Annotated in this window: 27 protein-coding genes; 13 read left to right on the top strand and 14 right to left on the bottom strand. The window is 58.3% G+C overall.

The features are described from left to right. Window positions 1-22 precede the first annotated feature (22 nt). From DENOEST_RS08545 to merT, 8 genes are read right to left on the bottom strand one after another with little or no spacing between them, the layout of a single operon-like run. Window positions 23-223 (bottom strand): DUF3330 domain-containing protein, encoded by a 201-nt coding sequence (locus DENOEST_RS08545; RefSeq protein ID WP_170228054.1) that lies wholly within the window; start codon window positions 221-223, stop codon window positions 23-25. Then, on the bottom strand, window positions 220-1,008 hold the full coding sequence (locus DENOEST_RS08540; RefSeq protein WP_170228053.1) for a putative bifunctional diguanylate cyclase/phosphodiesterase: 789 nt from the start codon (window positions 1,006-1,008) through the stop codon (window positions 220-222). The genes DENOEST_RS08545 and DENOEST_RS08540 overlap by 4 nt, the downstream gene beginning before the upstream one ends. Further along, the gene (gene merE, locus DENOEST_RS08535) at window positions 1,005-1,241 is read right to left on the bottom strand and encodes a broad-spectrum mercury transporter MerE (RefSeq protein ID WP_145768981.1); all 237 of its coding nucleotides are present in this window, start codon (window positions 1,239-1,241) and stop codon (window positions 1,005-1,007) included. The genes DENOEST_RS08540 and merE overlap by 4 nt, the downstream gene beginning before the upstream one ends. Next, on the bottom strand, window positions 1,238-1,600 hold the full coding sequence (gene merD / locus DENOEST_RS08530) for a mercury resistance co-regulator MerD (RefSeq protein WP_145768980.1): 363 nt from the start codon (window positions 1,598-1,600) through the stop codon (window positions 1,238-1,240). The genes merE and merD overlap by 4 nt, the downstream gene beginning before the upstream one ends. A gap of 17 nt (window positions 1,601-1,617) precedes the next feature. Next, entirely contained in the window at window positions 1,618-3,315 is a 1,698-nt protein-coding gene (gene merA / locus DENOEST_RS08525) for a mercury(II) reductase (RefSeq protein WP_145768979.1), read from the bottom strand. Between the two features lie 39 nt (window positions 3,316-3,354). Further along, complete coding sequence (gene merC / locus DENOEST_RS08520) at window positions 3,355-3,777, bottom strand: organomercurial transporter MerC (RefSeq protein WP_145768978.1); 423 nt, start codon at window positions 3,775-3,777, stop codon at window positions 3,355-3,357. Window positions 3,778-3,812: 35 nt separating this feature from the next. After that, complete coding sequence (gene merP, locus DENOEST_RS08515; RefSeq protein ID WP_145768977.1) at window positions 3,813-4,088, bottom strand: mercury resistance system periplasmic binding protein MerP; 276 nt, start codon at window positions 4,086-4,088, stop codon at window positions 3,813-3,815. A gap of 18 nt (window positions 4,089-4,106) precedes the next feature. Further along, window positions 4,107-4,457, bottom strand: a complete 351-nt coding sequence (gene merT / locus DENOEST_RS08510; RefSeq protein WP_145768976.1) for a mercuric ion transporter MerT — start codon at window positions 4,455-4,457, stop codon at window positions 4,107-4,109. Window positions 4,458-4,528: 71 nt separating this feature from the next. On the opposite strand from merT, the gene merR reads away from it, so the two are divergent. Next, window positions 4,529-4,963: an Hg(II)-responsive transcriptional regulator gene (gene merR / locus DENOEST_RS08505; protein WP_145768975.1), complete on the top strand. Its 435-nt coding sequence runs from the start codon at window positions 4,529-4,531 to the stop codon at window positions 4,961-4,963. 33 nt (window positions 4,964-4,996) lie between these two features. On the opposite strand, the gene DENOEST_RS08500 is transcribed toward merR, so the two are convergent. After that, window positions 4,997-5,440, bottom strand: coding sequence for a heavy metal-binding domain-containing protein (locus DENOEST_RS08500; protein ID WP_145768974.1), 444 nt, complete (start codon window positions 5,438-5,440; stop codon window positions 4,997-4,999). Between the two features lie 180 nt (window positions 5,441-5,620). On the opposite strand from DENOEST_RS08500, the gene DENOEST_RS08495 reads away from it, so the two are divergent. After that, window positions 5,621-6,103, top strand: a complete 483-nt coding sequence (locus DENOEST_RS08495; protein ID WP_145768973.1) for a S26 family signal peptidase — start codon at window positions 5,621-5,623, stop codon at window positions 6,101-6,103. A 64-nt stretch (window positions 6,104-6,167) separates the two neighbouring features. Next, window positions 6,168-8,261 carry a MobH family relaxase gene (gene mobH, locus DENOEST_RS08490; protein WP_145768972.1) on the top strand — a complete coding sequence of 698 codons (2,094 nt, stop codon included), beginning with the start codon at window positions 6,168-6,170 and terminating at the stop codon, window positions 8,259-8,261. A 232-nt stretch (window positions 8,262-8,493) separates the two neighbouring features. On the opposite strand, the gene DENOEST_RS08485 is transcribed toward mobH, so the two are convergent. From DENOEST_RS08485 to DENOEST_RS08470, 4 genes are read right to left on the bottom strand one after another with little or no spacing between them, the layout of a single operon-like run. Next, on the bottom strand, window positions 8,494-9,267 hold the full coding sequence (locus DENOEST_RS08485) for an abortive infection family protein (protein ID WP_170228051.1): 774 nt from the start codon (window positions 9,265-9,267) through the stop codon (window positions 8,494-8,496). Between the two features lie 18 nt (window positions 9,268-9,285). Continuing rightward, window positions 9,286-11,247 carry a DUF3732 domain-containing protein gene (locus tag DENOEST_RS08480; RefSeq protein WP_145768971.1) on the bottom strand — a complete coding sequence of 654 codons (1,962 nt, stop codon included), beginning with the start codon at window positions 11,245-11,247 and terminating at the stop codon, window positions 9,286-9,288. Then, window positions 11,244-11,732, bottom strand: coding sequence for a three component ABC system middle component (locus tag DENOEST_RS08475; RefSeq protein WP_145768970.1), 489 nt, complete (start codon window positions 11,730-11,732; stop codon window positions 11,244-11,246). The genes DENOEST_RS08480 and DENOEST_RS08475 overlap by 4 nt, the downstream gene beginning before the upstream one ends. Continuing rightward, the gene (locus DENOEST_RS08470) at window positions 11,729-12,949 is read right to left on the bottom strand and encodes an ABC-three component system protein (RefSeq protein ID WP_145768969.1); all 1,221 of its coding nucleotides are present in this window, start codon (window positions 12,947-12,949) and stop codon (window positions 11,729-11,731) included. Before DENOEST_RS08470 ends, DENOEST_RS08475 begins: the two co-directional genes overlap by 4 nt. A gap of 571 nt (window positions 12,950-13,520) precedes the next feature. Between DENOEST_RS08470 and DENOEST_RS08465 the strand changes: the two genes are divergently transcribed. The 10 genes from DENOEST_RS08465 to DENOEST_RS08420 all read left to right on the top strand — a co-directional run bounded on the left by DENOEST_RS08465 (window position 13,521) and on the right by DENOEST_RS08420 (window position 22,561). After that, window positions 13,521-14,369, top strand: coding sequence for a hypothetical protein (locus tag DENOEST_RS08465; RefSeq protein ID WP_197970561.1), 849 nt, complete (start codon window positions 13,521-13,523; stop codon window positions 14,367-14,369). Window positions 14,370-14,446: 77 nt separating this feature from the next. Next, entirely contained in the window at window positions 14,447-15,121 is a 675-nt protein-coding gene (gene traW, locus DENOEST_RS08460; protein WP_197970560.1) for a type-F conjugative transfer system protein TraW, read from the top strand. After that, complete coding sequence (gene traU, locus DENOEST_RS08455) at window positions 15,105-16,118, top strand: conjugal transfer pilus assembly protein TraU (RefSeq protein ID WP_145768967.1); 1,014 nt, start codon at window positions 15,105-15,107, stop codon at window positions 16,116-16,118. The genes traW and traU overlap by 17 nt, the downstream gene beginning before the upstream one ends. Window positions 16,119-16,221: 103 nt before the next feature. Further along, complete coding sequence (gene trbC, locus DENOEST_RS08450; protein WP_170228050.1) at window positions 16,222-16,827, top strand: type-F conjugative transfer system pilin assembly protein TrbC; 606 nt, start codon at window positions 16,222-16,224, stop codon at window positions 16,825-16,827. Continuing rightward, window positions 16,824-18,020, top strand: coding sequence for a hypothetical protein (locus DENOEST_RS08445; RefSeq protein ID WP_145768965.1), 1,197 nt, complete (start codon window positions 16,824-16,826; stop codon window positions 18,018-18,020). The genes trbC and DENOEST_RS08445 overlap by 4 nt, the downstream gene beginning before the upstream one ends. Beyond that, a complete protein-coding gene (locus DENOEST_RS08440) occupies window positions 18,017-20,101 on the top strand; it encodes a conjugal transfer protein TraN (protein ID WP_145768964.1) in 2,085 nt (694 codons plus the stop codon). The genes DENOEST_RS08445 and DENOEST_RS08440 overlap by 4 nt, the downstream gene beginning before the upstream one ends. Window positions 20,102-20,121: 20 nt before the next feature. After that, window positions 20,122-20,508 carry a hypothetical protein gene (locus DENOEST_RS08435; protein WP_145768963.1) on the top strand — a complete coding sequence of 129 codons (387 nt, stop codon included), beginning with the start codon at window positions 20,122-20,124 and terminating at the stop codon, window positions 20,506-20,508. Between the two features lie 44 nt (window positions 20,509-20,552). Beyond that, the gene (locus DENOEST_RS08430; protein ID WP_145768962.1) at window positions 20,553-20,843 is read left to right on the top strand and encodes an HU family DNA-binding protein; all 291 of its coding nucleotides are present in this window, start codon (window positions 20,553-20,555) and stop codon (window positions 20,841-20,843) included. 126 nt (window positions 20,844-20,969) lie between these two features. Further along, window positions 20,970-21,206 carry a helix-turn-helix domain-containing protein gene (locus DENOEST_RS08425; RefSeq protein WP_170228049.1) on the top strand — a complete coding sequence of 79 codons (237 nt, stop codon included), beginning with the start codon at window positions 20,970-20,972 and terminating at the stop codon, window positions 21,204-21,206. Further along, window positions 21,203-22,561 carry a HipA domain-containing protein gene (locus DENOEST_RS08420; protein ID WP_145768960.1) on the top strand — a complete coding sequence of 453 codons (1,359 nt, stop codon included), beginning with the start codon at window positions 21,203-21,205 and terminating at the stop codon, window positions 22,559-22,561. The genes DENOEST_RS08425 and DENOEST_RS08420 overlap by 4 nt, the downstream gene beginning before the upstream one ends. Window positions 22,562-22,577: 16 nt before the next feature. Here DENOEST_RS08420 and DENOEST_RS20625 read toward each other — a convergent pair whose 3' ends face one another. Beyond that, window positions 22,578-22,781 carry a Lar family restriction alleviation protein gene (locus DENOEST_RS20625; protein WP_145768959.1) on the bottom strand — a complete coding sequence of 68 codons (204 nt, stop codon included), beginning with the start codon at window positions 22,779-22,781 and terminating at the stop codon, window positions 22,578-22,580. Between the last annotated feature and the right edge of the window lie 34 nt (window positions 22,782-22,815).

Genomic DNA, 22,815 nt, shown 5'->3' with positions numbered 1-22,815 from the left:
TTGAGTGTCTATTAGCTATGCGTCAACCTGACGGCGGCGAATCGCAAGCGCTCGGTTCGGCGTTGATTTCTGTTGCGGCCTTGGCCCGCGTTTGAAAGCGCTGATAGCACTCCAGCCCGCAGAAGTGCTCGACGTACTCCGCGCCTTCCGGGGTGAAGGCGGCATCGAGCGGGATTTCCTTGCAGCACACGCAGCAAGCGGTGGTCGGTTCGTTGACGTTCATGGTGGTCCCCTCCATTGACTGACAAAGGCAGCGAATGCCGCCGCCGGCATTGGCTTGGCGAATAGGAAGCCTTGTCCCGTATCGCACTCCGCTTGCCGCAACAGTGCGAGGCTGGTCGGCGTTTCCACTCCCTCGGCCACCACGTCCATGCCCAGCCCGTGCGCAAGCTGAATCACCGAGCGCACGATGGTTCTGTCGCGCTGGTCGTCGGCGAGTCCGGCGACGAAGGACTGGTCGATCTTCAGCGTAGTGATCGGGCAGCACTTTAGATGTTGCAGGCAGGAATAGCCCGTGCCGAAGTCGTCGGCCGCGAAATGCATGCCTAGCTCGCGCAGGGCGTCGAACGTGGCGAACAGGGCCGGATTGCCGAACGCGACCGATTCGGTCAGCTCGATCTCCAGACATTCGGCGGGTAAGTCCGCATCGGTCAGCACCCGCTGAACCTCGGCATCGAACATCGGCCCGACCTGACTCGCGGACACATTGACGGCGAGCCGGAACGGCTGCCACGCCAACGCTTGCCACTCGCGCATTTGACGGCAGGCTTCGCCCAGCACCCACGTGCCGATTTCCGGCATCAGGCCGAACGACTCGGCCAGCGGTATGAACTGACCTGGTGGCAGCAGTCCCAAGCTAGGATGCCGCCAGCGCAGCAGCGCTTCCGCGCCGACGATCCGGTTATTGCGCAGATCGACCAGCGGTTGGTAATGCAGTTCAAGCTGCCGGCTCGCCGCCGCTTGCGCCAACTCGGTTGCCGTCCATCCGGCGGGCTGCGAGGTCGTCATGATCCGCCCCGGAAGGCGCGCAGCAACCGCGTTACGGACAGAATGAATAGGCCGGTCAGCGCGAGCGCAGCGATCACCCAATGCTCGCCGAGGAAGGCACCGCTCGCCGTCCCGGCCAATACGGCGGCGAGAATCAGTAGATGGCAGGGGCAAGTCAGCACGGCCAGCACGCCCCACAGGTAGCCGGTGAAGGGTCTGCACGTCTCGGGCGGCAGGTTGTCAAGGGCGCTCATGACAAGGTCTCCGCATGCGGCCGCTCGGTCGGCATGGCAGCCAGTTGCGCGTCCAGGTTGACCAGCGCCTCGCGCCGCCGCTCGACAAACTGGCGCAGCACAGCAAGCTGCGCAGCGGCTTGCGCACCATCCGCCGCGTCGAGGGCCCGGCACAACCGCGCCAGGACATCGAGGCCGATACCCGCCTCGAAGGCCGCGCGCACGAAGCACAGACGCTGCAAGACAGCATCGTCGAACAAGCCGTAGCCGCCCGCGGTGCAGGCGACCGGCCGCAACAAGCCGCGCACCAGGTAGTCGCGCACGACATGCACGCTCACCCCGGCGTCATGGGCCAGTTGCGATACCGTGTAGGCGCTCATGGCACACCTCCTTTTCCTCACCCGGCGCAGCAGGAAAGCTGCTTCACGTCCTTGTTGAAGGTCTGCGCCGCGAGCTTCAGGCCCTCGACCATCGTCAGGTAGGGGAACAACTGGTCGGCCAGTTCCTGCACCGTCATCCGGTTGCGAATCGCCAGTGCGGCCGTCTGGATCAGTTCGCCCGCTTCCGGGGCCACTGCCTGCACGCCGATCAGTCGTCCGCTGCCTTCTTCAACGACCAGCTTGATGAAGCCGCGTGTGTCGAAGTTGGCAAGCGCCCTCGGCACGTTGTCCAGCGTCAGCGTGCGACTGTCGGTTTCGATGCCGTCGTGGTGCGCTTCCGCCTCGCTGTAGCCCACGGTGGCCACCTGCGGGTCGGTGAACACCACGGCCGGCATCGCGGTCAGGTTCAGGGCCGCGTCACCGCCGGTCATGTTGATCGCGGCGCGAGTGCCGGCCGCTGCCGCCACATAGACGAACTGCGGCTGGTCGGTGCAGTCGCCTGCGGCGTAGATGTGTTCCACGCTGGTACGCATGCCGGGGTCGATGACGATAGCGCCTTGCGGGGTGAGCGTGACGCCCGCCGCATCCAGTGCCAGCTTGCGTGTGTTGGGCGCGCGGCCGGTGGCGACCAGCAGTTTATCGGCGCGCAGTTCGCCCTGCGCCGTGGTGAGCACGAATTCGCCGTCCGCATGGGCAACCTTGCTGGCCAGCGTATGTTCCCTCACCTCGATGCCCTCGGCGCGGAACGCGGCCGTGACGGCTTCGCCGATCGCCGGGTCTTCGCGGAAGAACAGCGTGTTGCGCGCCAGGATCGTCACCTTGCTACCGAGCCGGGCGAACGCCTGCGCCAGTTCCAGCGCCACCACCGATGAGCCGATCACAGCTAGGCGTTCGGGAATCGTTTCGCTGACCAGCGCCTCGGTGGACGTCCAGTAAGGGGTGTCTTTCAAGTCGGGAATCGGCGGCACGGCCGGACTCGCGCCGGTGGCGATCAGGCAGCGGTCGAATGCCACCACGCGCTCGCCGCCGTCGTTGAGTTGCACGATCAGGTTGCGATTGTCCTTAAAGCGGGCGGAGCCGTGCAGCACAGTGATCGCCGGATTGCCCTCCAAGATGCCTTCGTACTTGGCGTGGCGCAGTTCATCGACGCGGGCCTGCTGCTGGGCCAGCAGCGCCGTGCGCTGGATGGTCGGCGTGGTAGCGGCGATGCCGCCATCGAACGGGCTTTCCCGGCGCAGATGGGCGATATGGGCGGCGCGAATCATGATCTTGGACGGTACGCAGCCAACATTGACGCAGGTGCCGCCGATGGTGCCGCGCTCGATCAGGGTGACGCGTGCGCCTTGCTCGACGGCCTTCAACGCCGCCGCCATTGCGGCGCCGCCGCTGCCGATCACGGCGATGTGGAGTTTGTCCCCGTCCCCGCCAGCCTTGTCGTCACTGCCCAGCCATTCGCGCATCTTGCCGAGCAGTCCGCCACCCACTGGAGCCACGGGCGCATCGGCGAGTGTGGCTCGATAACTCGTTTTTGCCAGGGCGGCCGCCACGGCGGCAGTCAGCGCGTCGGGTGGCGTGCCGGCCTCGACGGCGAGCGTGGCGCTGCCCTGGGCATAGGACACCTGCGCGGATTGCACGCCGGGCACTTTTTCCAAGGCATCCTTGACGTGCGCCGCGCACGAGTCGCAGGTCATGCCGGTGATTTTGAGAGTGGTCATGCCATCGTTCCTTTTCTTTGTTGGCCCCGGCTCACGCCGTCAGCCTTGTTTCGTAGGGAGTTCGCATCCGTCCGGGCCGCAACGGCGGTGCGCCGGCGACACGAAGTCCCAGATCGACACGCCCACCATCAAGGCCAGGCCGACGTACATCAGGTTCGCCGTCCACCAGTTGCCGAGCAACCAAACCGTGGCCGCGAACACGATGGCCGGGCCGATCATGCCGAGCAGGCTGCGATGCCATTGGCGATGACTGAGCCAGCCCAGCGCGTTCGCCACGAAAGCCAGCGCGGCAAACAGCGGCAGCAGGCGGCTGATGAACAGGCCCTCGTATTGGCTCAGGAAGCCCAATCCAATGGCCGCGCCAAAGCTGGCAAGGGCCGGGAAGCACATTGCGCAGCCCATCGCGGAAACGACGCTGCCGAGCGCGCCGGTTTTATCGGCAATGCGTGTCATCAGTCCCATGATGTGACTCCCGTTGTTGACGTTGGCTTACTGGCTTACTGCTTGACGCTGGATGGATAGCCGGCGTCTTCGGTGGCCTTGGTCAGCTTCTGCGTGTTGGTCTTGGCATCGTCATAGGTAACGACGGCGTCGCGCTTCTCCAAACTCACGTCAATTTTGCTGACACCATCGACCTTGGAGAGTGCGTTTTTGACGGTGACAGGACACATCGCGCAATGCATGCTGGGTACGCCCAGCGTGACGGTTTGGGTAGCAGCCCATACCGGGGCAACGACAGCGGCGAGTGCGAGGGCGGAAAGTAACTTCTTCATGGTGAACTCCTTGGTGGGTTAATAAAACAACGGGGCGAAATATGGAAAGGTGAGCGCGACCAAAACCAGCGCGGCCACGATCCAGAAAATCAGCTTGTAGGTGGCGCGCACCTGCGGAATTACGCAGACCTCGCCTGGCTTGCAGGCGGTCGTCGGCCGGAAGATGCGCCGCCAGGCGAAAAACATCGCCACCAGCGCCGCGCCGATGAACAACGGTCGGTAGGGTTCCAGCACGGTCAGGTTGCCGATCCATGCCCCGCTGAAGCCCAAGGCGACCAGGACCAGCGGCCCGAGGCAGCAGGTCGAGGCGAGGATGGCGGCCAGCCCGCCGGCGAAGAGCGCGCCGCGCCCCGTTTGTGGTTCAGACATACGCTTGTCCTTTCGAATTTGGATTGGATAGCGCAACCTTACTTCCGTACTCATGTACGGAGTCAAGCGGTATGGAAAATAATTTGGAGAACCTGACCATTGGCGTCTTTGCCAAGGCGGCGGGGGTCAACGTGGAGACGATCCGCTTCTATCAGCGCAAGGGCTTGTTGCCGGAGCCGGACAAGCCCTACGGCAGCATTCGCCGCTATGGCGCGGCGGACGTGACACGGGTGCGATTCGTGAAATCGGCCCAGCGGTTGGGCTTCAGCCTGGATGAAATCGCCGAGTTGCTGCGGCTCGACGATGGCACCCACTGCGAGGAGGCCAGCAGCTTGGCCGAGCACAAGCTCCAAGACGTGCGCGAGAAAATGGCTGACTTGGCGCGCATGGAGGCCGTGCTGTCTGACCTGGTGTGCGCCTGCCATTCGCGGCAGGGGAATGTTTCGTGCCCACTGATAACGTCGTTACAGGGCGGAGCAAGCGTGACGGGGTCGGCTGTGCCTTAGCGTGCTTTATTTTATTTTCTGAGGCTCCCCCTTTCACGTCACCACGACGACAGCGGTACCGGAATAGATCACTCGGGAAACCCGCCATTGCGATCCCGGTTGGTCGTAATGGGCATGGGTTTTCCTCAAGCCGACGATGGCGTTCGCTCCCTTTGCCAAGGCGTTTCGGGCCAGAGTCAGAAGGGCATCGCATTCGGCGAGTTGGTATTCAGCATCCGACGCGGCCTCGACTGCGGATACCGACTCCAGGTAGCCGATCGTCCGGATCGCCGCCCTTGATGGTGGCAGGTCGGTCGAGATCAGCAGAACCTGGTGTTTGATCGCCTCCAGATCCGAAAGCATTCGCTCCATCTGACGATGAGCGACTGTTTTGTTCCGCCGGTTCCAGCGGTACAGCGTGAGTCCTGCAAGGACGCACGCTACGATGGGCATCCACCCGAAAAAACTGCTCGTCTGGGTTGCTGCGGCCAGGCTCATGAAAAGTCTCCAAAGGCTGTATTTCGTTTCAGCTTCTCACAGTCGCCCGAAACTGCAACGGGCAAAGTCAGCCGTCAAGGCCGATCCTGAGACGGCTCTTCTTGCTTGCGTGGGTGAAATGCGGCCAGGAAGTGCGCATTTCGAAAACCGGCACCGCTGGCTATCCCATAGAGTCAGGCCATGCGATCCCGATACTCGACATGGCAAGAAATCCGATTTCCGCTCATCCTCTGGCTGATGGCCGCCTACCTGGCGGTGAGCGGAAGCTACATGCTCGCTTTCAACCTGACGGAAAGCCTGCCGGGAACGGTATTTGTCATCTGCAAGGACACCTTCCCCGATAGTGGTGAGTTCGTGGCTTTTCGGTGGGAGCGAAACTGGCCGTATCCGAAAGGAAGCATCTTCGTTAAGCGCCTAGTTGGCCTGCCTGGATCGCGCGTGACGACGCAAGGACGGGATTTCTACGTGGATGGCCGGGCGGTGGGGCAAGCCAAGGAACGGGCAAGAACTGGCGAACCGCTGATTCCAGGACCCGTGGGGGTGATTCCGGAAGGCAGCTATTACGTCGCGGGCGGGCACCCCGACAGTCTCGATTCCCGCTACCAACTGACGGGATGGGTAAAACGCAATCAAATTATCGGCCGTGCGTTTCGGCTGATATGAGCGGAATAAAGATGCCGCTCGAATTTTGCGGGTGTGCCGTCAACGTCTCCGCAAGGAAACTCGCATGTTGCACTTGCTGAAGAAAGTGATGGGCAAGGGAGAGATTTCTTTGCCGCAGCAAGTAATCGAGATACCGCCCATCGCCAAATCCTTGCCTGACGATGAAATCCCGCGTTACCCGCCCTTTGTCAAAGGGTTGCCGGCATCCCATCCCGATCGGCTGATCGAAACCCAGCAAGAACTGATTGGGCAGATTCGAGAGTCCGGGTTGGCGTCGAAAGATGTCTATGAGGAATTTTATCTGGGGCCCTTGCGCCGCTTTGCCTCCTACGCCCATTTGCTGCCGGCCAGCGAGACTCACCATCATCGTGGCGCCGGGGGCTTGTTCCGGCATGCCATCGAGGTTGCCTTGTGGTCATTACAGTCCGGGGATAGGGTACTTCTGCCGGGCGATCAAACTCCGCGACGGCGGCGGGAACTGGAACCGCGCTGGCATTCGGCGGTTTTTCTCGCGGCACTGTGTCATGACCTGGGTAAGCCCATCACCGATCTGATGGTGACCAATCAGGATGGAGGGAAAGTCTGGGATCCATTTTGTGAAGATCTCTACGCTTGGGCCGTCCGCAATCAGGTAGACCGCTATTTCCTGCGCTGGCGCAAGAACCGCGGAACATCCCACACCTCGGTCTCGCTGCTGCTGGTTGAACGCATCGTCGGTAGAACCGGATTGGGCTGGATATCGCAGGGCGATCCCAATCTGGTGACCTGGATGATGGAAGCGATCAGTGGCCATCCCAGTCAGGAAAACATGATCCACAACCTGATCGTACGATCTGATCAGGTCAGCGTGACGCGTGACATCGAGAGCATGGGCGCCAACTTTGCTGGCTACGAAATAGGAATCCCCGTTGAGCGGATTCTTCTCGATATCATGCGTCGGCTGGTTCGGGACGGGGTCTGGATTGTCAACGAACCGGGATCGAGGCTATGGCACATGGACGGACATCTCTACCTGGTCTGGCCAGCAGGGGGCGAGGAGATCGCTGCGATCATCAACCAGGAAAAAATGCCCGGACTGCCGAGGACACCGAACAGCATTCTCGACATGCTGGTCGAGCGCAAACTGGCTGAATTCAAAGTCGGGCAGCCCGATGGCAACCGCTACTGGTTGATCGCTCCGGCCATCCTTGCGGAAAAAATTCCCAACATACAACTGAAGGCGATACGCCTCAACAACCCGGGCGCACTGTTGGATTCACTGCCTGCATCGGTAGCTGGAAGGCTGGTTGGTAACGACGATCCGCCCACCAAGTCGTTGAGCAACGCATCGGTTGTTGCGCCGACAAAACCCACAGTGCCGACCGTCGAAGTGGTTCCAACCGCCATCGTCACTTCGGCCACACCGGCTGCACCGACCGCTGATCAACCGCCTGATCAGCTGGATGGCCCGGTTGGTGAAGCGCTCAAAGCGCTGGTAGAGGATATCGAGCACGGCCGCAGGGACGGTAGCAAGCTCACTCATGTCGATTCGGAAGGAATCCTGTGTCTGAAGTGGCCTGATGCGTTCAAGGGGTACGGACTGGAGAACAAGACGATCCTCGACGAACTTGGACGAAGAAACTGGCTGGTGGTCGATCCCATGGCGCCATTCAGAAAAGTTGCCGAGCTTCAGGTCGGTATTGGAGCCCCTTGGAAGATCCTCCGCCTCCAGCCGGTCGTAGCGGCAATGATGGACATCAATAGGGCAAAGAGTACGTCCAAAAAAGCTTCGAAACCGGTGCCCAAGTCAGAATCCAAACCTGTAGCGAAAGTCGAAACGGCGGAAAAGGAAGCGATAGAACCTTTACTGTCGGTAACTCCTCCGGTCCTCCCGCTGGTTTCCTCGAAGGAGGAGGGTGCCGTAGAAAAGATGGTTGCCCGCCAACGTGCGCTGCTTGAGGATGTCGTGGGCGTGCTTCGTCAAGCGGTGAACGATAGGACGTTGGCTGCCGATCACGAAAACGGCTATCTGTTGATCAATGTCCGAGACGCCGAGGCTGTGCTGAAGGCCGGCATCAAGGCGTCACGCTCGCAAATTTTTGGCTTGAAGGGCATTGATCCTGATCGATTCACGACAGAGGACAGAAAACCGAAGGTTTACTTTCGGATTCGAGAGTAACAGTTGCCAAGGTTTCGCTTCAATTTTCAACTGCCGCTCGGCATATATCGGTGGCATTTATCTCGTCGGCCATTGCCGACATTCAGCTAGCTAGGATTCTCGGTCAGTCAGTAATGCGGCGCTTAGCTTTCACTCGGCCAAACATGGCTCTGAAAGGCAGCTTTTCGATCCGGCGATTGCGAACTACATGCGGTTAATTCAGCAAGCGACGTTGTGCCGAGCCAGCGCTCCATCACAAAATCACAATGGTGTGCGATGCATGAACGGCCAAACGAGCCTCTGACGGAACGATTTTCGGTGGCTCGATGCCACGCCCATGTGCTGACCCGATGTGTGTGCGATAGGCACCAACGCCATCCACAATCGATGCAAGCCCCTGCAATATTCGCTTCTGATCGTCCTGCAACGTAGGATCGACATTGAGACCTAGATGCAGTTGCACGATCTTCCAGAGGGGACCGATCGTCTGCTTCGATGGCATCTCCAGCCCGTGCGTCTCAATATACGTCTTGCACAGCGCTTCGATGATGGCGCTCGCCGCAGTGATCGCGGCATGCGGATCGCGATCAACTTGCGAGATGGCACGTTCGAACTCTGCTTCGATAGACGAAAAGTCGCCAGCCTTGAAAAAATCCGCGAGTGACTTTGTAGCCGGACTCGCTCCTGCCAGGGTGATGAACCCATTCATCTGGTAGGTCAACTGGTTCTTGGCCAAGCTGGCTCGGATGCGCTCTTGCCCGGGGCCAATCTTCTGGTTCCAGTCGCCGGGCTCCAGGTCCATGAACTTCTGGATGACCTGGCCGAGCACTTGCATGGGGTCGACGGTGGAGTCATCGTTGCAGCGCCGTAGCCAACTGCTGCATTTCGTTTCGCAGTTTCCTTCGGGCACGCATCCCGGCGCCCCACTCTCCATAAACAAAGAGTTCAGTGTTGAATGGCTGTAGTAATACTCGGCGAGAACAGAAGATACCGCGCCAATGACTGAGTTCGGAATTTTGCTGGTCATGGTTCTTCCGTTCTTTTGTCATGAGGATGACCGAGACATCAAAGGCCAATCTTCCGGCACCAATGCAGGTGGCTTGGTCCATGGAGGTTCAACCAAAGCATCTTGGAACCACTGGTCTCGAAGATTGGCGTGCTCAGTCACGATAAGTTGGAAACCAGGGACTTCCTTCTTCGTGAAATTCAGCAACAGCTCGAACAATCGACGGACAGCCGCCAGGTCGGCGTCTGCCTCCGTCTTTTGCACTGTTCCATCCGCTTCTTGGTAAATCTTTTCCGAGGGGAAATAGACTTGGGTGGGCTGATCAATGAGTAGGAACTGAGGAATCGGGCAGTTGTTCTTCGATGCGAAAAGGTGCAGTGCCAGCAATGCCGAGAGGTGGTAGGCCAGGTGGTTCTCGCCACCGCCGGTTCGGCTCATGGGAACCGGACGATCCGGACGGTCGAAAACGATGGTGAGATGATTTAGGTCGAGTCGTGCAGGGAAGGCGCTGAACTCCGCCTCGAAGGTCTGGATGTACCGTGACACCTGCGCTGAGATGATGTTCAGAATCGATGTCAGTCTTTCGTGGCTGTCGTCTGCGCCGATTTTCTTCTCCAGCTCCTCGACCTTGAACTTCAGGCGACGGTGCTCTGCCTCACGCGAGACCAACTCCGCATTGGGAACAAGATTCTCCATGAACAAGCTGATGCGACCCACAACCCGTGCCGCCGCATTGTTGCGCGTCCCCATTTGCGCGATAACTTCATTCGCAGCGATCGCTGCAGACAACTCCGTTTCCTTGCTCTTTATCGCGTCTACGACCTCGCGCACCTTGTCATCCTGCTCGGCAAGGTATGCCTCCAATTTGGGGCGTTGCCCGGCGACGATGCTCATTTCCTCGTCGAGTGTTGCTAGTTCGTTGAGAAGCACTTTTGCGACAGGAGACTCCAGAGCCAGATTCGCTTCGCAGAATGGCCACTGCCATTCACCCGTTTCAGGGTTTTTGGGAAGGGCCTTTATGGAAGCGAGTCGATCTTTTTGCTCCAATGCCTCACTTTCAAAACCACCGGCCCGCTTAGAGAACTGACGGGCAGCGTCGACCCTGGATTGGAGCTCGCGCCGGTCCTTGCGTAGCTGGCTAATCTCTTCTTCAAGCCGGGATATTCTGTGACCGTCATCATTGGGGATCGAGGCCGGCTTCCATTGTAGGGCTGTACGCAAGGCGTTGATCACGCCATCCGCCCCGGCCTGTTGATTCTCCGGCGCAATGATGCCAACCGTCTTGGCCTCCGAGAAGAGGCTGATTCCCTTCTGCTGGGATGTATCAATGGCGTCACGCGCCTGTTCGAGGAGCTTTGCGTTGAGTTTCAGCTCTCGTTGTGCCGCGCGCAGCTTGGCTTCCAGTTCGTACCGATCGTTAGAAGAAACACCAAGGAGAATCGGCAGCGTGTCGCGGATCGCTTGTGGCTGAAACCCTTCATTCTGGCGATAAAAAAGTTGATCCTTGTTGGCGACAATTCCTTGCTTCTGGAATAGGTAGTAGTACGTGTGCTTGACGTTCGCGTCATAGCTTTCGCGGCTATGTTCTATCGCGACATCAGTACGGTTCTCCGGGATTCCAAGCAGCCGCGACAGCAGTGCTTCCACCGCATCGTCATCAGTGTTGCCCACCAGTTCCTTGAAGTCAGGGATTGTCAGATGACTCCCCCTTCGCTGCATGGCAGTACTACAGCTTGTACCACCGGCTGTTGGCGTTGGTTTTGCGATTAGCACCTGTTCCTGAGGGAACTGATAGATCACAGCGAACCACGCCACCTTGTCGCGAATAATTCCCTCCGGAACATTGAATGTCGAGCGCCCCATACAGTATTCGATGATCTCGGAGAGCGCCGATTTCCCTGTGGATGAGCGACCAGTGATTACGTTCAGTCCGTCCACCTTGAACTGCAGATCTCGGCGCTGGCCGTCGTAACTGTAGATGTGGATCGACTTGATTTTCATGGGCGTATTCCAAAGGTTGTGTACACCGTCACGCGGTCTGCGATACGGGCAAATTCCTTTCCGACGATGCGCGCGACGCGCTGGCAGGAGACGGATTCTGCGGTTCCTGTCACGGATTTTCGAACTCGGTTCGGCACGGTCTTTAACCGGCCATCCTGCGATACGACAAAGCATCCTCGTTCCATCAGCACGCCGAAAGCTTCGAGCGCAAATGGCAGCATGTCGCTGGCGCGGTCAGCGAAACCAACCAGCAACTGAGGATTCTTTTCGACGGTTTTCAGAAGATAGCTGCGAGAACTACCCGCGATCACTTCGCGAGAGTCTTTCTGCAAACACAGCGGAAGCACTAGCAGCGCAAGAGAGAACGGCATGCCATCCTGGTTGTCCTCCTCATAGCCTTGCAATGCCCTGAACAGCACCAAACCGCAGAAAGCGGGATTGAAAAGATTTTTGACTTCGAATGGTCGTTGATCCCATCTTTTCATTCCTCGACCCCCAACAACTGGCCGACACGGTTGAGGAAACGAGGGTGCCAGTAAACCCTTGGAAGCGGTCGGCTGTTCGCTAGAATATGAAACCCTCCCCGCACAACATAGGGCTCGGTCACACGCTCCCGAATGCGAAGCGTGCTGTTGTTTCCACTCTCCAAGTCAACCCATTGATACAGCGCTTTGCCGGCTTTCAAAAGAACTGCGTCGGCACTTTCCTCATCGAGTTCCTCGAAGACCACGTCACGATAGCGGCTCCATTCATCAACGAGGCGGTCTTCGTACTCTTCCATTTCTCCCGAAATCAAGAGACTTTCGCGAGCCCAGGAAGACCGCTGTTCGAACGCCCTGTAGTAGTCCAGGATGGCGTTGCGGATGCGGTTAGAGGCGATACCAATTTCTCGCAGTTGCACAACGAAAAGGCGTGGATCGTTATCTGCATCGATTTCTCCAGCAGGCGTCTTCCCTCTGAAAGTGATTGGGAGGTTGTCTGATTTGTATTCCTCAGCAAACGCGGAGAGCTTGTCCGAGATCTCGTAGCCGAAGATTGCATCTGTGCGCTTTCCGACCAACAGGTTGACGATGGTGTCATTCCACCAACCTTCGAGGCGTTCGAAGATGGCGTCGCGGTTGTCACGCCGGATGCTGCGCATGTGCTGATCTTTGATGGTTGAAGGCACATCCTCAATGCGAGGCCCTCCATCAAATATCACGATGCGCGCGAGAAAGTCATTCTTCTCGTCGTCGTTGAGTTTATGGAACTCGGCAGCGATTTCACCGATGAGTTTCGATTCGGACTTGGCAAGAACATCGTCTGCAATCTGTGACAGCGAAACAGTCTCGTCTTCTGTCGGTGGTTCAAGCAGGAAGTGCCGTAAGAACGAGGCATTTGAAACAGTGCCCGTCGAAAACAGGAAGAAGCGAAGACTGGCCTCGCTGCGCCCGTCACGGTTGTATCGGGCAAGCCAGATTCGGACCGACTTCCAGAAGTCTGTGGACAGGTCTGTCAGACGATCACCAGCCCCCTTGTGCTTGAGGGAGGCCAGCGTCTTGACGCCGTCCTTGTCGATGAAGTCGAGGTCGTCGTCCTTTTCAATCAAAACCGACGTGCTCTCTGGCAACTGCAAGAGCCTGAGCAGCGCGAAGCGAGGCTGATAGATGTATCCCAGACCTTGCTCGCCTGCGGAGTACTGATCGGCGGGAGCCTCTGCCATACTCAAGTCCTCATGTCCGTTGCCTGTCGATTGAATAGTCAGAGGTGTGCCTCGAAGGAATGCAAGCTCGCACCATTATGATGGTCCCGCGTAACAGTCGTCATGTGCAACCAGCCATCTCCGATAATGCAAAAGTCTATTTAGCAGGTTGATGCAAAAGCCAGCAAGCTGGTCGTGAAGTTACGTGTCATAGGATGATATCCAAGAACGAGTCAGGAAGCCATACGCGGTTAGATCGATCCTAAGTCAGCAACGGTCCACTACTTTTCAGCGGATTCGCGCGTGTCAAGCTATCATCCGCTTCGCGCCATCAGGTGCGGCCCCGTTTTTCAAAGGATGAGACGGAATTGACAGTATTCTGATGGCTCAGGGGTTTCGGTCAAGGCGAGTGACCGACCTCCTGCGCCAGCGAGGCCTGATGTACTAGTTGACCGCTCGCCCCACCAAGCGGCTGTTGATCGGCTGCAATGTCAAAGTCGGCTTTGGACACGCTGTCGTTTTGTGCCTGACGTAAGATGGTCGCATGTCCCGTCGCCATAGCACCCAAACGCATCCAGTAGTGCATCCGAGCATGCCGGAGGAAATCGAGACGTACCTGAAGAGCGGGGACCACAATCCGAAGTTCGAAGCTTGGCCGGGTAGCGGATTTTTCGACCGATCACAAAACGGAAGCAAGGCCCTGCGCGAAGCTTTGGTCGCAGAAGTGCTGGCGAGGACGCAGCATTACCCTGTTACTACGCTTCCGGACGATCTGGATCTTCTCCAGTTCACGCGCCAGAAATTCAGTGGCATGGTGAGCGGGCTTTTTCCCAAGACGGAACAGGAGATCGTCCTTTCCATGCTTCAACATTCAGTGATATTCCTTACGTCACGGAATATCGCCGAGGTTCTGCGGGACATGCCTTGGCTCAGTACGGCATGGGACTTGGCCAACCTCTATCTGGCCAGTCACTCAACTGAATTGCTGTCGGTTGAGGCTCAACCGATCCTTGGATTGAGCATCGAAACGACCTGCTACGTTTCGACAGACTATTTCCGCGCAGCGAATCCCTTCGACGATTTCGTCCTGCATGAAGCCGCTCATGTTTTCCACAACTGCAAACGCGAGACGCTGGGGCTACCCCATTCACGGCATCGGGAATGGCTGCTCGAGATTGAGTATCGGAAGCGCGAAACCTTTGCCTATGCCTGCGAGGCATACAGCCGCCTGCTCGAACTAGGGCGCGATTCAAAACATCGCCAAGACTTGTTGAACAAATTGGCTGCAACCCCGTTGCCCAACGATGAACGCGTGGACGGTGCGGAGTATCTCGACATTCTTGCCGAAGCCGTAACCGCCAGAAATGGCTGGAAGCGCATTCTCGCGCGATGTTCCCCGTCCAAGGTTCGCAACCAGACAATTCCGACGCCTACATCGTAGTTCGTTTCCTCTACGTAGCGCCCGGTCGAGTCGTCAGCGACCGTAGCGGTTACAGGTAGCCGAAATGCGCCCGAAAAGTGCGCATTTCAAAAATCCAGCGGTGTTCCCCCCAGCCAGAATCGCCCCTTATGTGGTCTCTGGTTCGCATTCTCCTTGTGCTTTTCACCTGTACGACATTTTCTGCGTTCGCTGCGGAATTGGGTGTCGTCGGCCCGACCTATGAGATCGCGGAACCGGATTTGATCGAGGTCATCCAGGCCCGATTGAAGCAAATGGAAAAATCCGGTGAACTGGCGCGCAAACAGACTGAATATCGCGACAAGGTGATCGGCGGTATTGAGGCCCCCAAGGCTGTTGCTGGCATCAAGACGACTGACTCACCGCGTACCTACCATGTCGATCCAACCTTGACCGTGGATCGGGATATTCGCAACGCGGAAGGCGCCTTGCTTTTCGCTCGCGGCATCAAGATCAATCCGTTCGATCATGTTTCCCTGACCCGAAAGCTGCTGTTTTTCGACGGACGTGATAGTCGGCAGGTGGCCTTTGCCAAGCTTCGTCTGGGCGAGGGGGGTGGGATGAACAAACCGATCCTGGTGGCCGGAGAACCCCTGAAACTGATGCGGGCCTGGAAGCAGGCGGTGTATTACGACCAGGGTGGATCGTTGGTTCGGCGACTGGGGATTCGCCAAGTGCCGGCGATCGTCAGCCAGGACGGCAAGAGATTGCGGATCGATGAAGTTCGCCCGTAACCTCGCATTCGTTTCGGTCATTGTGCTCGGCGTGCTTTTCTTGCGCCCAGCCTTTGCTACGGCAACCTGTACCGGGCGGTTTGCCAATCCGATTACGGACATCTGCTGGAGCTGCCTGATGCCGCTCCGATTTGGCGGCCTCGATCTGGTTTCCCTCGATCAGGAAGACACTCCGAATCCTGGTGGATCCCCCGTCTGCCTCTGTCCATCGCAACTGCGTGTCGGCTTCAAGGTCAGCTTCTGGGAGCCGGTGCGGCGCGTGGATGTGGTGCGCCGTCCCTTCTGCATGACCAGTCTTGGTGGCATCGAACTCAATCCCGGCTTCGATGCGCCGCGCGGGTCCCGTTTCAGCCAGGACAGCACCGCGACATCGTCGTTCTATCAGGTGCATTGGTATGTCGATCCAATCATTTTCTGGCTCGAAGCGATCTTCGATAACGCCTGCCTGGAACAAAGTTCATTCGACGTGGCGTACCTCACCGAACTCGATCCCATGTGGAACGACGACGAGTTGACCTTCATCTTCAATCCCGATGTCGCTTTGTTCGGCAATCTCCCGGCACGAGCCGCCTGTGCCGCGGATTGTGTCTCGGCAACCGCCGGCTTTCCGTCGAACGCCTTGTTCTGGTGTGCCGGATGCCAGGGCAGCTTGTATCCACTCAACGGAAACGTGCAAGCGCATATCGGCGGGGTCCAGGCCTCTAGCCTGGAAATGACGCGGCTGATCGCCAAGATGCACCGCGAAGGTCTGATGTGGGCCGCCTCCGGCGAGGACGGCTTGTGCGGTTACTACCCGCAGCCGATCATGGACAAGACCGGCTACAAGTATCAGATGCTATACCCGGTTCCGCAAACCGCGAAGATCGCCGGGAAGTGCTGCCAGCCCTTGGGGCGTTCGACGATCCTGTGGGGTGCCGGGAAGGAATATCCGTTCGAGGGCGAAGACTTCGCCTACATGGTGTTCCGCAAGCGCAACTGCTGCCAGGGAGCCTTCTGACGCCATGAACGGCTCTACGCGCACCTTTCCCGTCGCCATATGCCTTTGGGTTTGCATGGCTACTCAAGCCTGGGGACAGGCAGCGTTACCGACTGATTACGACATGCGACTGGCCAGACAGCGCATGGAGGAAGCACTTGGCTCCGGCAAGCTGCCCACGGACTTCGGTGCGACTTCAGTCCCCAAGGTCGAGTCCTTGCCCAAGCCAGAGGCAAGGCAAGCCGATATTGCCCGGATCGCCGAAGGCTACCGTCAGTTTCCGGCCACAAGCAATCGGCCGAACCCAACAGACTCGCCGGAGTTGATGATTTTCGTGTCCTTCTCGATGCCTCGGGAATCTCTGGAGCGAATCGTCATCCAGTCGGAAAAGTCGGGTGCGGTTCTGGTGTTGCGCGGTTTCAAAGGCAATTCGATGGCACGGATGGGCGAGGAAATTGCCAAGCTGATCGGCAAGCGAAACGTCACTGCCATCATCCACCCACCGGCGTTCACCCAATTCAAGGTGACGCAGGTCCCGGCGCTGGTGCTGGCCAAACCCAGCCAGGCAACCCGGATTGGCACCGATGGCTGCGCAGTACCAACGAGTTACATCAAGGTTGACGGCGATGTCACCCAGGACTACGCCCTTGATCTCATCGAGCGTCAGGCACCGACATGGGCCGAGGCGACTCGTCGGTTCTCGGCCAGACTGGCAGGCCGCAAGCCATGAGGTTTCTCTGGCTGCTCTATTTGCTCGTCAGCGGAATTACGTCGGTCTTTGCTCAGGGCTATGACGCCAGCACCGCCTTTGGCGATGGAAGGTCGCTCGGGTCAGGAGCGGTGGGCGGCGCATTTCAGGGAATCGGTACCGGTAGTGCGACAACCATTGTGCCGGGCTATGGCCAGAGCGCCAGCCAGACCCAGTATTACCAAGGGGGCATGGGGCAGCTCTCCGGCCCCGGGGTCGCCAAGGTGACGGATTGTTCCAGCCAGGCTCCAAACGCAGACGCCTATCGACGGCAGGAGTGCGATGCCGTCAATTTCGTTGCCCGGAATCCCAGTGTCAGGCCCGCATTCTCGATCGACCGGGCCACGGATCCTCTGATCAGCCGCGCCAACGCGATCGCCAGCAATCCCGCACTGCAATTCACCGGAATCAACGTTGGTTCCAGCACGGAATCCTGCCGGGTGGTGACGGATACGACCCCCGCGACTTTTACGACGGAAATCTGCACCGAGTATCGGCCGGTGACCAGCAATTTGTGCACGACCGCGCGCCAGATCACGGTTGATCAGTATCACCTTTACCAGTGCGTCGAGCAGATGCAGACGCTGAGCAACGCAACGTGTTTCATCGGTCGGCAGATTGCCGTGAATACTGCCTACAACTACCAGTGCAACCAGACCGTTCAAGGCTACGAGACCTTGAGTTGTCGCCGCGGCGTCTCGGCGACGGTGGGTTTCGGTCAATGCACGCCCGGGGCATGGCTGGGCCGAACCGCATTCATGGACTGCAGTTGGTGTGTCGATCCCTACATGGCCATGAACATTTTCTGCGGAAGTGATGGCCACTCCTATGTCGTCGAGTCATACCGTTCCTACGACGGTGTCAATCGCTACGACTACAACTGGATCGGCTATCCGTGGGATGGCAGCTATGGCCGGTTTCCGGTGGCGGTTGCCCCAGGGCAATCCGTCACCGATTACTACGTCAGCAATCTCGGTTTCGGTTGCAACCTGTACGTCTACTTCAGTGTCAGCTGCAACTCGACGACCTGCACGCCGTCCATGCGGAATGTGAGTTCCGGATGTAACTCCTCGGGTGGAACGGGCACAGGGGCTGCCTTGCAACTCCCCATGTCGAAGACGGTCAGCAGCTGGACCTCGAATGAGTGCGCCACCTTGCAGCAGCGAGCAAGATGAGAATCGCCATTCGATATGTGCTGGCGATTCTGCTCGTTTTCGGCGGCAATGCGTACGCGGGCGATTGCCGGCTGGAAAGTTCGACGTGCGTGGATAGCACCGCCAGCAAGACGATATCGGGAGTCGTGGTGACGCTGGCGGATGTCGGTGGCTGCTGGGAATATCAGGATACCTACACCTGCATCAAGCCGAACTCGATCGACTACTGTTCGGCTTTGACGGCCGCCGGCTGTGGGCAGACCAGCTCGGTGTGCAGCGACACGGCATTCAATGGCACGTGCAATACCTACACCAAGACGTTCCGTTGTGGAAACAACCAGGGCACGCCCACCAATACGGTTCGTCTCGACAACACCTATTCACTGGTCACGGATACAGCGAATACCAGCCAGTGCAGCAGCTATGCGCAAAATTCGCGCTGTCGCCTGGCGTCGCATTCCTGCGTGGATTCCACTCCTTGCAAGCTCGATTCCAGCGGGGCGACCGTCTGTCTGGCCGGTGTTACACCGCCAGCGGGCGGGCTGAATTCCACGGCAACCTGTTGGAGTTACCAGGACGACTATTCCTGCATCGCCGAAAACCATGTCGACTATTGCGCCGCCATCAAGGCAACACAAGGGTGCGCCTTGGTCAGCTCGACCTGCGACAGCACGGCGTTTGACGGCTCCTGCAACCAATATACCCGTCGCTACCAATGCACCAATGTCACGGCGTCGACCGGTACGCCGACCGTGGTCGAACTCAACACGTCCTACACCATCCGATCCAACACGCTCGACACCAGTCAATGCGCCTCGCTCGCCAGCAGCAGCAACTGCGTGCATGCGGCGACCACTTGCACCGACAGCACGCCGTGCAAAACCATCAACGGCTTGCAAGTGTGCCTTTCGACGGTCTCCCCCTTGCCGGCCGGGGCGCAAAGCTCCGGAGATTCCTGCTGGACGAGGTCTGAGGATTACACCTGTGCCGGCAGCACCCTGACAAACGATTGTCAGCCCTTGATCGATCGCGGGTGTACGCCAGTGTCCTCGCAGTGCGTTGATCCCTTGTCATCGGGTGGGTGCGACATGAGCGAGCGGACGTATTCTTGCCCGGCGTCGCCAGCAACCCAGAGTCAGCGGACCGTGTGTGACCAGCGTTCATTTTGCCAGGGTGGCTCCAACTGTTTCGACACCAGCAATCCAGCGGACCAGGATTTCGGCAAAGCCATGGCCTCCATGGAGGCAGCCCGCGAGGCCGGGGTTTATGGCGCCGATCAACGTCTGTTCAAGGGTACGGGCGAGCGATGCCGAAAGAAACTCTTCGGTCTGGTCGACTGCTGCAAGAAAGGCGGTGGTGGTGCGGCCAGGAGCAATCACAACCTGATGGCAGCCACCATGCAGGGTGTGATGATTGGTGGCCAGCTCGCCATCAACGCCGGCAGCAAGTACATGTTCGACTTCATGTACCCGGAATTCACCAGCTATGTCGAAGCTGGTGCACAGGCCATGATTTCCTCCGAGGTGCTTTTCACGCCGACAAATTTCCAGCCGTCTTTCACCTTCTACGGTCTGACATTCTCGACGGGGGCGGTGAGTAGCGGTCTGCTGGGTGGGCCAATTTATTCGCTCGGCTCCCTGGGGAGCTTCAACCTGTACTTTGATCCCTATTCCATGGCGGCGGCCATCGCGCTGCAATTATTGTCGGAACTGCTTTCCTGCGAGCAATCTGAACAGCTTCTCGCGATGCACCGGGATGCCAGCCTGTGCGTGCATGTCGGATCGTACTGTTCGGCACGGGTGCCCATTATCCGGACCTGTATTGAACAGACTCAGTCCTACTGCTGCTTCAACTCCCGCCTGGCCCGGATCATCAATGAGCAGGGCAGGAGCCAGGTCGGCAAAAGCTGGGGGAGCGGCGAGAACCCGGATTGCTCAGGCTTCACCACGGCTGAGTTCGAGCGCTTGGACTTTTCCCGGATAGATATGAGCGAATTCATCCAGGAAATATCGTCCGGTGTTCGCATTCCCAGCGCTACCTCCTTCGGTCAGAACGTGCAAGGCACCGTCCAGCAGCGCGTAAACAGCTACTACAACCGATGAAACGATACCGGGCACTCGCAATGGCACTTTGTTTCTTTGCTCTGTTATCGAGTGAGGAGATCCTCGCGACCGAATTAAAGCAATATCTTCTGGCTGCCATCGATGCGCCAAGCGGCCGATCCGATGGCGAAATGAGCGGCCCAATGGCCGACTTCTTCAAGGCGCAGACACGTTCATCGTTGCCGGTACGGGTTCAGGTCAGGACCATCAGACACTTCTCTGCTGCGGGGTGTGCTCGATTGGAGGCCACCTTATTGCAAGACGGCGTTCCCACGACCAATGGTCAGCAAATCCCTTTTGCAGTCCGCTATGAACTGAATCTGTGCCGTGATGGACGTCCGCCGACAGAGGGCATGGACCTCGACGCTGCATCGCGGGCGCTGTCCCGCGATGTGCCTTCGCAATAGTGAGAGAATCCAGTTTTTATTGATAAACCATAGGGAGCACCTTGATGAACAAATCCGAACTGATCGAAGCGCTGGCAACAAAGGCTGATCTTTCCAAGGCGGCCGCCGGCCGTGCCGTGGATGTTCTGGTCGAAGAAATTGTGACCGCTGTCGCCAAGGGAGATTCGGTGACTCTGGTGGGCTTTGGTACGTTCAAGTCGGCAGCACGCGCAGCTCGCGAAGGCAAGAACCCGAAAACCGGCGAGAAAATCAAGATCGCTGCAACGACGGTGCCGAAGTTCTCAGCGGGCGCCACCTTCAAACAGGAAGTCGCCGGCAAAGCCAAAAAGAAGTAAGCCGTCAGGGTTGTGCCGTCACCAGGCAAGGATCGGCAGCAATAATAAACGATCGTTTATGTTTTCTTGCATTAAGGGCTAATGCAGGGCAAAATTCAACGGTCGTTTATCTTTTACGGAGAATCTATGGCAAACAGGGAAGTAGGTATCTCCTCTGTCGTCGAGCTTGGAGAGATTCTTCGGGCTGTTCGCAAGGAATCTGGACTGACTCAAAGCGATGCCGCTGCGCTATGCAACGTCAGTTTGCCATTTCTTAACGGTCTGGAGCAAGGGAAGCCGACAGCTCAGATCGGAAAAGTTCTGTCCGTCTGCAGCCGGTTCGGTATTGACGTCAGGCTGAGATTGCCGGGTGAAGCGGCATGAGTGCTTTGATTGTCTCGGCCAATGGGATCCCGGTCGGAACCATTGAAATCGAAAATGGGCGGTGGAAGTTCGTCTACTCGGCTGAGTGGAAGGATTACGCACTCTCGCCCAATTTTCCGATCGCCACCCGAAAATTCGAAGATACTGCGGATGCCAAGCCGGTTGAGTGGTTCTTCGAGAACCTGTTGCCCGAAGGCCGACTGCGAGACCTGATCGCCTTTCGGGACAGACTCGACCCCCGAGACACGTGGGCGCTTCTGATTCGACACGGACAGGACACTGCTGGGGCTCTTTCGCTAATCCCCGAAGGGTTCGATGCGACGACAGGGGAAATTCTGGTTCCACTCGCGAGAGCGGCGCTACAGGAAAAAATTGAGGAATCCAGGGCGCGCAATCTCCCTCTGATGGCGTCATGGGAAGAAATCCGCATGTCTCTGGCAGGTGCACAGGAAAAACTCGGTCTGCGCATCGACGCCAGCGGCGCGATGTTCCTGCCCGAAGGTTCGGCGCCATCAACCCATATCGTCAAGCCAGAGAACGCCAGCGCGGATTTTCCTCACTGTCCGGCCAACGAATTTTTCTGCATGCGCCTCGCCCATGAGTTGAAGGTTCCGGTACCCGCGGTTGGGTTGCTGCATCTCCCCGAGCCACTTTATGTCATCGAACGATTTGACCGGGTGCCATTGGATAAGAGCCCGGAGACGGCGGCTGGCAGGGCATTCGGGCGGCTTCATCAGATCGACCTGTGCCAGGCGTTGGGTGTGGCGCCTTCAAAGAAATACGAGAGCGAGGGCGGCCTGGGTTTGCATCACTTGTTTGGGGTTCTTCGCGGCACTTTCATCGATCGCCCCATCGTGGCTGCCAATGCAGTTGTCCAGTGGGTTGCCTTCAACTACCTGATCGGCAATCTGGATGCGCACGCCAAGAACATTGCATTTCTGATGCGGGGGCAGAAAGCCGCAGTGGCGCCGTTCTACGACATGCTTTGCGTGGAGGCGTACCTGCCAAGACAGACCATGTCCATGGCCATCGCCGGTGAGAACAAGCCGGGCTGGGTAGAGGGGCCGCACTGGGACGCGATGGCCTATGAGGCTGGTGTGGCACCAAGGCTGGTTCGAGGCGTCTTGTCACGGATGAGCGCAGACCTGCCGGACGCCATCTCCAAAATCATCGGAGACGAACGGCTTTTGCCATTGGAGCGGGATTTTCTGAGAGAGAAAGTGCTTCCGGTCATTGAAGAGCGACGAGGGTTCGTCGCCGATGCGATCAAGTCTCGACAATCGACGATTAGTGAACTTCTTACCAGGAAGGAATTCGACCCGTCGGTAGCGGAACGTTTGGCCAAGCGTTCCTGATTTCTCTCGGGAGGTATCAGGCGGCGGTTGCAACGGATTGCGAATGGACAGGCACCTTCAGGTGGCGCCTACTCCAGGCAGTTACAGATAAAGCCTCGGTTCGACCGATAGGTCCGGTCGCATGACAATCCATGCACTCAACCATCCATCCGTTGATATCTACTTCGCTGGATTCCACATGCTGACTGCCGCAAAATGGGCACGACTCAAGAATAACCATGGCTCCTCCTGTTGTTTGTCATTAGTATATTGGA

It is taken from the genome of Denitratisoma oestradiolicum (assembly GCF_902813185.1).
Taxonomy (GTDB): domain Bacteria; phylum Pseudomonadota; class Gammaproteobacteria; order Burkholderiales; family Rhodocyclaceae; genus Denitratisoma; species Denitratisoma oestradiolicum.
The sequence above is the reverse complement of the archived record's forward strand: the minus strand, read 5'-3'. Positions and strand labels throughout refer to the sequence as shown.

What these genes read in the sequence shown, in the direction of transcription:
- DENOEST_RS08545 (WP_170228054.1), bottom strand. Translation starts at nt 223, where the DNA reads ATGAACGTCAACGAACCGACCACCGCTTGCTGCGTGTGCTGCAAGGAA.
- DENOEST_RS08540 (WP_170228053.1), bottom strand. Translation starts at nt 1,008, where the DNA reads ATGACGACCTCGCAGCCCGCCGGATGGACGGCAACCGAGTTGGCGCAA.
- merE (WP_145768981.1), bottom strand. Translation starts at nt 1,241, where the DNA reads ATGAGCGCCCTTGACAACCTGCCGCCCGAGACGTGCAGACCCTTCACC.
- merD (WP_145768980.1), bottom strand. Translation starts at nt 1,600, where the DNA reads ATGAGCGCCTACACGGTATCGCAACTGGCCCATGACGCCGGGGTGAGC.
- merA (WP_145768979.1), bottom strand. Translation starts at nt 3,315, where the DNA reads ATGACCACTCTCAAAATCACCGGCATGACCTGCGACTCGTGCGCGGCG.
- merC (WP_145768978.1), bottom strand. Translation starts at nt 3,777, where the DNA reads ATGGGACTGATGACACGCATTGCCGATAAAACCGGCGCGCTCGGCAGC.
- merP (WP_145768977.1), bottom strand. Translation starts at nt 4,088, where the DNA reads ATGAAGAAGTTACTTTCCGCCCTCGCACTCGCCGCTGTCGTTGCCCCG.
- merT (WP_145768976.1), bottom strand. Translation starts at nt 4,457, where the DNA reads ATGTCTGAACCACAAACGGGGCGCGGCGCGCTCTTCGCCGGCGGGCTG.
- merR (WP_145768975.1), top strand. Translation starts at nt 4,529, where the DNA reads ATGGAAAATAATTTGGAGAACCTGACCATTGGCGTCTTTGCCAAGGCG.
- DENOEST_RS08500 (WP_145768974.1), bottom strand. Translation starts at nt 5,440, where the DNA reads ATGAGCCTGGCCGCAGCAACCCAGACGAGCAGTTTTTTCGGGTGGATG.
- DENOEST_RS08495 (WP_145768973.1), top strand. Translation starts at nt 5,621, where the DNA reads ATGCGATCCCGATACTCGACATGGCAAGAAATCCGATTTCCGCTCATC.
- mobH (WP_145768972.1), top strand. Translation starts at nt 6,168, where the DNA reads ATGTTGCACTTGCTGAAGAAAGTGATGGGCAAGGGAGAGATTTCTTTG.
- DENOEST_RS08485 (WP_170228051.1), bottom strand. Translation starts at nt 9,267, where the DNA reads ATGACCAGCAAAATTCCGAACTCAGTCATTGGCGCGGTATCTTCTGTT.
- DENOEST_RS08480 (WP_145768971.1), bottom strand. Translation starts at nt 11,247, where the DNA reads ATGAAAATCAAGTCGATCCACATCTACAGTTACGACGGCCAGCGCCGA.
- DENOEST_RS08475 (WP_145768970.1), bottom strand. Translation starts at nt 11,732, where the DNA reads ATGAAAAGATGGGATCAACGACCATTCGAAGTCAAAAATCTTTTCAAT.
- DENOEST_RS08470 (WP_145768969.1), bottom strand. Translation starts at nt 12,949, where the DNA reads ATGGCAGAGGCTCCCGCCGATCAGTACTCCGCAGGCGAGCAAGGTCTG.
- DENOEST_RS08465 (WP_197970561.1), top strand. Translation starts at nt 13,521, where the DNA reads ATGCCGGAGGAAATCGAGACGTACCTGAAGAGCGGGGACCACAATCCG.
- traU (WP_145768967.1), top strand. Translation starts at nt 15,105, where the DNA reads ATGAAGTTCGCCCGTAACCTCGCATTCGTTTCGGTCATTGTGCTCGGC.
- trbC (WP_170228050.1), top strand. Translation starts at nt 16,222, where the DNA reads ATGCGACTGGCCAGACAGCGCATGGAGGAAGCACTTGGCTCCGGCAAG.
- DENOEST_RS08445 (WP_145768965.1), top strand. Translation starts at nt 16,824, where the DNA reads ATGAGGTTTCTCTGGCTGCTCTATTTGCTCGTCAGCGGAATTACGTCG.
- DENOEST_RS08440 (WP_145768964.1), top strand. Translation starts at nt 18,017, where the DNA reads ATGAGAATCGCCATTCGATATGTGCTGGCGATTCTGCTCGTTTTCGGC.
- DENOEST_RS08435 (WP_145768963.1), top strand. Translation starts at nt 20,122, where the DNA reads ATGGCACTTTGTTTCTTTGCTCTGTTATCGAGTGAGGAGATCCTCGCG.
- DENOEST_RS08430 (WP_145768962.1), top strand. Translation starts at nt 20,553, where the DNA reads ATGAACAAATCCGAACTGATCGAAGCGCTGGCAACAAAGGCTGATCTT.
- DENOEST_RS08425 (WP_170228049.1), top strand. Translation starts at nt 20,970, where the DNA reads ATGGCAAACAGGGAAGTAGGTATCTCCTCTGTCGTCGAGCTTGGAGAG.
- DENOEST_RS08420 (WP_145768960.1), top strand. Translation starts at nt 21,203, where the DNA reads ATGAGTGCTTTGATTGTCTCGGCCAATGGGATCCCGGTCGGAACCATT.
- DENOEST_RS20625 (WP_145768959.1), bottom strand. Translation starts at nt 22,781, where the DNA reads ATGGTTATTCTTGAGTCGTGCCCATTTTGCGGCAGTCAGCATGTGGAA.